This window comes from Chromobacterium subtsugae, assembly GCF_001676875.1.
In the GTDB taxonomy this organism is placed as follows: domain Bacteria; phylum Pseudomonadota; class Gammaproteobacteria; order Burkholderiales; family Chromobacteriaceae; genus Chromobacterium; species Chromobacterium subtsugae.
Genome location: NZ_JYKA01000014.1, coordinates 97624 through 103818, shown reverse-complemented (window position 1 = coordinate 103818; position 6195 = coordinate 97624). Strand labels below are relative to the sequence as shown.

Here is a 6195-nt window from a genome sequence, read left to right as displayed (position 1 = left end):
GCCCACCTTCAGATTGCGCACGGACAGCAAAGGTTTGTTGTTGCTCATCGGGTGATCCTCACTTTACCTTGGGGTCCAGCGCGTCGCGCAGGGAATCGGTCAGCATGCTGAACGCCGTCACCAGCACCGACATGAACACCACCACCATCGCCAGTTGCCACCAATAGCCCTGCAGCAACTCCTCCGGCACCTCGGCCAGCATCGATCCCCAGCTGACCTGGCGCACGTCGACGCCGAAGCCGAGGAAGGACAGGATCACCTCGTATTTGATCAGGCCGACCATCAGCAAGGAGAACTGCACCAGCAGCAGATGGGAGATATTGGGCAGGATGTGGACGAACATCCGCCGCGCGCTGCTGGCGCCGATGGCGTCGGCGGCCTGCACGAATTCGCGCGAGCGCAGCTTGATGAACTCGGCCCGCACCAGGCGGAACACCCCGGTCCAGGTGGTCAGCGACAGCACCAGCACCACGGTGCCCAGGCCGCGGCCGGCCACCGCGGCGAAAGCCAGCAGCAGCAGCATGTCCGGCATCGCGGTGAACACGCTGTAGAACCACATCAGGAAATCATCCACCTTGCGGCCGAAGAAACCGGCGCTGGCGCCCAGCGCCGCGCCGATGACGATGGCCAGCAAGGAGCCGAAGAAGCCGACGAACAGCGAGGTGGAAGTGCCCTTGATCACCTTGTCCAGGATGTCGCGGCCGCGCTGATCGGCGCCGAAGGTGAGCGATTCCGCCTTCTTCACTTCCGGCACCACGTATTTGTCGCGGTTCTGACGGGCGCGCTGGGTTTCCGCCCAGATCGGGTCTTCCGCCGGTTTCAAGCCTTCCAGCGCCGGTTCGGCGGCCTTGGACTTGTGCACGGCGACCGACTTGTCCTGCTGGTAGATCGCGGTGGGCGGCGCGTAGGAAACGGCGATCTCGTCGTTCCAGCCGCGGCCGATCAGGCCCAGCCAGCTGGCCAGCGCCAGCAGCATGAAAGCCGCCACGATCCACAGCGACGCGAAACCGATGCGGTCGCGCTTCAGTCTTTGCCAACCCAGCGCCCACAGGCTGCGGGATGGCGCGGCCGGCGCGGCGCCGGCGGTATTCTGCAATGTCGTCATTTATCTCTCCCCCGCTCACTTCAACTGAACGCGCGGGTCGATCCACTTGTAGAGGATGTCGGCCAGCAGGTTGAACGCCATGGCGGCTGCGGCGATGGTGATGGTGATCGCCTTGATCACCGGGAAGTCGCTCTTGTCCACCGCGTTGAGCAGCTCGTTGCCCATGCCTGGAATGCCGAAGAAGCGCTCCAGCAGCATCGAGCCCAGCATCAGGAAGGGCAGCGACATGGTGATGTTGGTCACCACCGGGATCAGCGCGTTGCGCAGCACGTGCTTGAACAGCACCTTGGGTTCGGACAAACCCTTGGCGCGCGCGGTGCGCACATAATCGTGGTTCAGCTCCTCGACGATGAAGCTGCGGTAGAAGCGCACGCTGGGAGCCAGCGACACCAGCAGGCCCAGCAACAACGGCAAAGGCAGATAGACGAACAGATTGGCGACGATGCTGTCGTCGTCCCAGCCCATCACCGGGAACCAATCCAGCGCGAAGCCAAGCTGGTATTGGCCGACGATGATGTAGACCAGGGAGCTGATCGACATCGCCACCGTGCAGATCAGCGTGACTAGACGATCGGTCAGGCCGCCGCGGAAATAAGCCACCGCCACGGCGATGGGCAGCGCAGTGAACAGCTCCAGCACCAGCAAGCTGCCGGCCAGCAGCAACGAAGGGCCCACCCGGCTGGCCAGCGTATGCGCCACCGAATGCTGAGTGGCCCACGAGTTGCCGAAGTCATAGGTCAGCACTTGCTTGGCGAACAGCAGGAATTGCTCGGGCAGGCTCTTGTCCAGGCCCATCTGGGCGCGGAAGTTGGCCATCATTTCCGGCGTAAGGCGCTTGCCTTCCAGAATATAGGTGGGATCTCCGCCCACCCAGTTGAACAGCACGAACACCAGCAGCATGACGCCCAGCATGGTGGGGATCATCTGCCAGAGACGGCGAATGACATATGCAATCATGATTTTCCCTCGCTCAGGCGATCAGTGCGGCGCGACGTCCACATAACGCCAGAAACCGCCGAAAGTGGAAATGGGGTGGCGCTTGAAACCGCTGACGTAACCCTGGGTCAATTCGTTGTAAAAGCGGGTGACGCCCAGCACATAGGGCTGCTGCGCCGCGACCAGGCGGTTCATCTTGCTGTACAAGGCCTGACGTTCCGCTCCGTCCGGCAGTATCTGCGATGCGTCGTAGGCCTTGTCGTAAGCCGCCACCTGATAGCCCGCCAGATTGCCCTGGCCGATCAAGCGCGAGGAAAAGCTGGAGACGAAATCGTCGCCGTCCGGCGTCGAGGCCGACCCGCCCAGGCTCCACATCTGCAGCTTGTAGGCGTAAGCCGCCTTCAGGTTCTCATTCCACTTGGCGGTTTTGAAGCGCACTCTCACCTTGATGCTGTCAAAAGCCTTCTGCCAGATCTCATTGAACTGCTTGTCGGTCGCGGAGGACTGAGTGCCCTGCTCTATGACCAGCGGCTTGCCATTCGGCAGGGTGCGATAGCCATCCGGCCCGATCTTGTAACCGAACTCGTCAAGCAAGGCGTTGGCGGTAGCCGGGTCGTAAGGCACCTGTCCCTGGAAATGCGGATCAAAACCGACCATGCCGACAGGCACCAGCCCCTGAAGCGGAATGGCCTGATTGCCGTATAACAGAGGAATCACTTCCTTCTGCAACGGATAGGCCATGGCGATGGCGCGGCGCAATGCGACTTTATCCTTGCCGTAACCGCCGATGACCGGATCTTTCAGATTGAAATAGGCGTAAGTGACATCCAAGCCGAGCGTATGGCTAAGCCGGATGCTGCGCTTGGCGAGCACCGGCCGCAGGGTGGTGTCGTAAGGGTCGGCCGGATTGATGTTCAACGCGGACTTCATCGCCGACTTAGGCACGTTGATCCAGTCCAGTTGCTTGTTCATGAAAGACAGCCAGCGCGGCTGGTCTTCCTCGATGATGCGGATTTCCACCCGGCCCACTTGCGGCAAGGTCTTGCCCTTGAGCGACCGGTAGATTTCCGCGTCGCCCGGCTCGCTGCCCGGCGAGCCGTCGAACACCGTCTTGCGATAGCCCGGATTGGCCACCAGCACAATGCGGTTGCCCGGCTTCCACTCTTTCAGCATGAACGGACCGGTGCCGACCGGATGGGAAAGGGTGTCTTTGCTATAGGTCTCGATCACTTCGCGCGCCACCGCGCCGGAATCCTTGGCGGCGATGGTGTACAGGAATCCGAAATTCGGCTTTTTCAATACGATGCGCAGCGTGTAGCGGTCCAGCACCTGCAGGCCGGAAATCGGCGTGTCGTAATCGAACTTGCCGGTTTTAGCGGCTTTTTTGGATGCCTCTTCCAGGCCGGCGATGAAATCCATATAGGACGCGCCGCTGGGAGCGTTGTTCAGCGGATCGGCGAAACGCTTGAAAGTGTAGGCGTAGTCCGCCGCGGTCAACTCCCGCTTCTTGCCCTTGAACGCCGGATCATCCGCAAAATAAATGCCGGGTTTCACCTTGAATGTAAAGACTTTGCCATCTGGCGACACCTCAGGCATCGCGCTGGCGGTATTGGGCACCACTTTCAACGGCCGGGCCAGGTAGTCATAGGTCAGCAGGCCGTCAAAGATGTTCTCGCCAACCGCCATGGAATAAACATCGTGCACTTTGACCAAGTCGAATCCGGTCTCTGGCGCGGAAAACGCCACCCTGAGCACTTTGCCGGGATCGGCCGCCTGGGCATGAGGCATGAGTGCCACGCCCATCAGCAGCATGGGCAGCCATTTCAGGTGCTTCATATTGTTTTATCTCCTTCGTAGCGCAGGAGCCGTGATCAGCCCCCATCTTCTTGTCGCCGCCCAGAGGGCTGTGCCGAAGCAGCCATGAGCAGCGCGAATGAATGTAAAGCCAACATGCCAGGTAAATCAACAAAAAATTATCAAGATGGCATCAACAAAATTCAAATGCCAAAAGCATGTCCATCAAGTGGCGCTGCGGCAGGCATGGTCGTACCAGCGCTGCGGCAGCCAGCGGCGCAATAGCCAGTAGAGTTTGGTGGGAAAAGTCACCGGATAACGGGCCTTGGGCCGGCGGCAGGAAATCGCCCGCCACACCGCCTCGGCCACCGCGGTGGCCGGCAGCGTGAATGGCGCGGCGTGCCCCTCCTTTTTCAGCCTTTCCAACTGTTTCTGGTAGTTGTCGCGGTGCACGCTGGCGTCGATATCGACATTCTTCAAGAAACGCGCCAAGGCGTTGGGGCGGAAACGGCTCTCTATCGGCCCCGGCTCCACCAGCGAGACATGGATGTCGGTGCCGTGCAGCTCATGGCGCAGCGTGTCGCACAGACCCTCCATCGCGAATTTGCTGGCGTTGTAGGCGCCGCGCCAGCGCATCGCGGCGAAGCCCAGGATGGAGCTGTTGAACACGATGCGGCCGTAGCCCTGGGCGCGCATGACTTTCAGCACCGCGTTGGTCAGCTCCCACGGGCCGAACAGATTGGTCTCGAACTGCTCGCGCATCGCCTGGCGCGAAATGTCCTCCACCGCGCCCGGCTGGCCGAAGCCGGCATTGTTGAACAGCGCGTCCAGCCGACCGCCGCTTCGTTCCAGCACCTCGGCCAGCGCCGCCTGGATGGACGCGGGGTCGTCCACATCCAGCTGCAGGCACTCCAGTCCCTCCTCTCGCAGACGCATCGCGTCCTCTGGACGGCGGCAGCTGGCGAACACCCGCCAGCCGCGCTGGCTCAGCACTTTCGCGCTGTGGTAGCCGATGCCGCTGGAGCAACCGGTGATCAAGATGGAAGGCTGGATGTCTGACATGAAAAACCTCGCGCGATGGGCAAACGTCCAACCCTACACCAATCGCCGCGGCGCCGGAATCGGCCACATGACAAACATCTGACAGCGGCACTGTCGTTTTGCCGTGGAATTGGACTAGAATGTCGGCCTGACACGCACGAGGAATACCGCCATGGCAAAAGCCGCCAAAGCGCCGGCCAGCTTCGAGAGCGCGCTGGCCCAGCTGGAGGACATCATCCAGGCGATGGACAGCGGCGATCTGCCGCTGGAAACAGCCCTTGCCTCCTACAAGCAAGGCACCGAATTGATCAAGTTCTGCCAGGCCAAGCTCGCCGACGCGGAACAGCAGCTGAAAATCCTGGAAAACAACGAACTGAAGGCGCTGGATCTGCCCAATGGCCAATGAAACCTTCATCGGCTGGATGACCGCCATCCAGCAGCAAATGGAAACCGCGCTGGAACGCCTGCTGCCCGCCGCCGATGCCGCGCCGCAGCGCCTGCACCAGGCGATGCGCTACGCCACGCTGGAAGGCGGCAAGCGGGTGCGCCCGCTGCTGGCCTTCGCCGCCGGCGAGCTGGTGGACGCCAAGCCGGAAAACCTGGCCCGCGTCGGCGCGGCGCTGGAAATGATCCACGCCTATTCGCTGGTGCACGACGACATGCCCTGCATGGACGACGATGTGCTGCGCCGCGGCAAGCCCACCTGTCACGTGGCCTACGACGAAGCCACGGCGCTGCTAGTGGGCGACGCGCTGCAAACCCGCGCCTTCGAGCTGATTTCGCAGCCGCTGCCGGGCATCGCCCCGGCCAGCCAATTGGAAATGGCGCGCACGCTGGCGCACGCCTCCGGCCATGCCGGCATGGCGGGCGGCCAGGCGATAGACCTGGCCAGCGTCGGCCAGCCGCTGACGCCGCCGGAGCTGGAATTCATGCACATGCTGAAAACCGGCGCGCTGATCCGCGCTTCGGTGCTGATGGGCGCGATGGCAGGCAGTGAACTGTCCGCCGCGGATAAAGAAGCGCTGGACGTGTTCGCCAAGCGCGTCGGCCTGGCCTTCCAGGTGGTGGACGATATTCTGGATTGCGAGGCCGACACCGCCACGCTGGGCAAGACCGCCGGCAAGGACGCCGCCCATGACAAGCCCACCTACGTCAGCCTGCTGGGCCTTGCCGAGGCCAAGCGCATGGCTAAGGATTTGCACGACCAGGCCTTCGCCGCGCTGCAGGGCTTCGGCCCGCGCGCCGACCGCCTGAGACAACTGGCCGACTACATCGTCGCCCGCTCGTTTTGAACCGCTCGTAAAGCCAGCAATCGAACC

The 6195-nt window shown here is 62.2% G+C and carries 6 protein-coding genes; 2 read left to right on the top strand and 4 right to left on the bottom strand.

Annotated features, from left to right (window positions below):
• Nucleotides 1–58: 58 nt before the first annotated feature.
• The 4 genes from MY55_RS16375 to MY55_RS16360 form a co-directional block, all read right to left on the bottom strand.
• Nucleotides 59–1105: an ABC transporter permease gene (locus MY55_RS16375; protein ID WP_047258166.1), complete on the bottom strand. Its 1047-nt coding sequence runs from the start codon at nucleotides 1103–1105 to the stop codon at nucleotides 59–61.
• 15 nt (nucleotides 1106–1120) lie between these two features.
• Nucleotides 1121–2062, bottom strand: a complete 942-nt coding sequence (locus tag MY55_RS16370; protein ID WP_043573744.1) for an ABC transporter permease — start codon at nucleotides 2060–2062, stop codon at nucleotides 1121–1123.
• 21 nt (nucleotides 2063–2083) lie between these two features.
• Entirely contained in the window at nucleotides 2084–3877 is a 1794-nt protein-coding gene (locus tag MY55_RS16365) for an ABC transporter substrate-binding protein (RefSeq protein ID WP_065202725.1), read from the bottom strand.
• A gap of 183 nt (nucleotides 3878–4060) precedes the next feature.
• Complete coding sequence (locus tag MY55_RS16360) at nucleotides 4061–4897, bottom strand: SDR family oxidoreductase (protein ID WP_065202724.1); 837 nt, start codon at nucleotides 4895–4897, stop codon at nucleotides 4061–4063.
• Nucleotides 4898–5048: 151 nt separating this feature from the next.
• Here MY55_RS16360 and MY55_RS16355 point away from each other — a divergent pair, with 151 nt between their 5' ends.
• Together MY55_RS16355 and MY55_RS16350 are read left to right on the top strand one after the other, a co-directional pair.
• Entirely contained in the window at nucleotides 5049–5282 is a 234-nt protein-coding gene (locus MY55_RS16355) for an exodeoxyribonuclease VII small subunit (RefSeq protein WP_043573738.1), read from the top strand.
• Nucleotides 5272–6168 (top strand): polyprenyl synthetase family protein, encoded by an 897-nt coding sequence (locus tag MY55_RS16350; RefSeq protein WP_047238466.1) that lies wholly within the window; start codon nucleotides 5272–5274, stop codon nucleotides 6166–6168. The genes MY55_RS16355 and MY55_RS16350 overlap by 11 nt, the downstream gene beginning before the upstream one ends.
• Nucleotides 6169–6195 lie beyond the last annotated feature (27 nt).

Coding starts and splice junctions, on each gene's coding strand:
- MY55_RS16355 (WP_043573738.1), top strand. CDS start 5,049: ATGGCAAAAGCCGCCAAAGCGCCGGCCAGCTTCGAGAGCGCGCTGGCC.
- MY55_RS16365 (WP_065202725.1), bottom strand. CDS start 3,877: ATGAAGCACCTGAAATGGCTGCCCATGCTGCTGATGGGCGTGGCACTC.
- MY55_RS16370 (WP_043573744.1), bottom strand. CDS start 2,062: ATGATTGCATATGTCATTCGCCGTCTCTGGCAGATGATCCCCACCATG.
- MY55_RS16350 (WP_047238466.1), top strand. CDS start 5,272: ATGGCCAATGAAACCTTCATCGGCTGGATGACCGCCATCCAGCAGCAA.
- MY55_RS16360 (WP_065202724.1), bottom strand. CDS start 4,897: ATGTCAGACATCCAGCCTTCCATCTTGATCACCGGTTGCTCCAGCGGC.
- MY55_RS16375 (WP_047258166.1), bottom strand. CDS start 1,105: ATGACGACATTGCAGAATACCGCCGGCGCCGCGCCGGCCGCGCCATCC.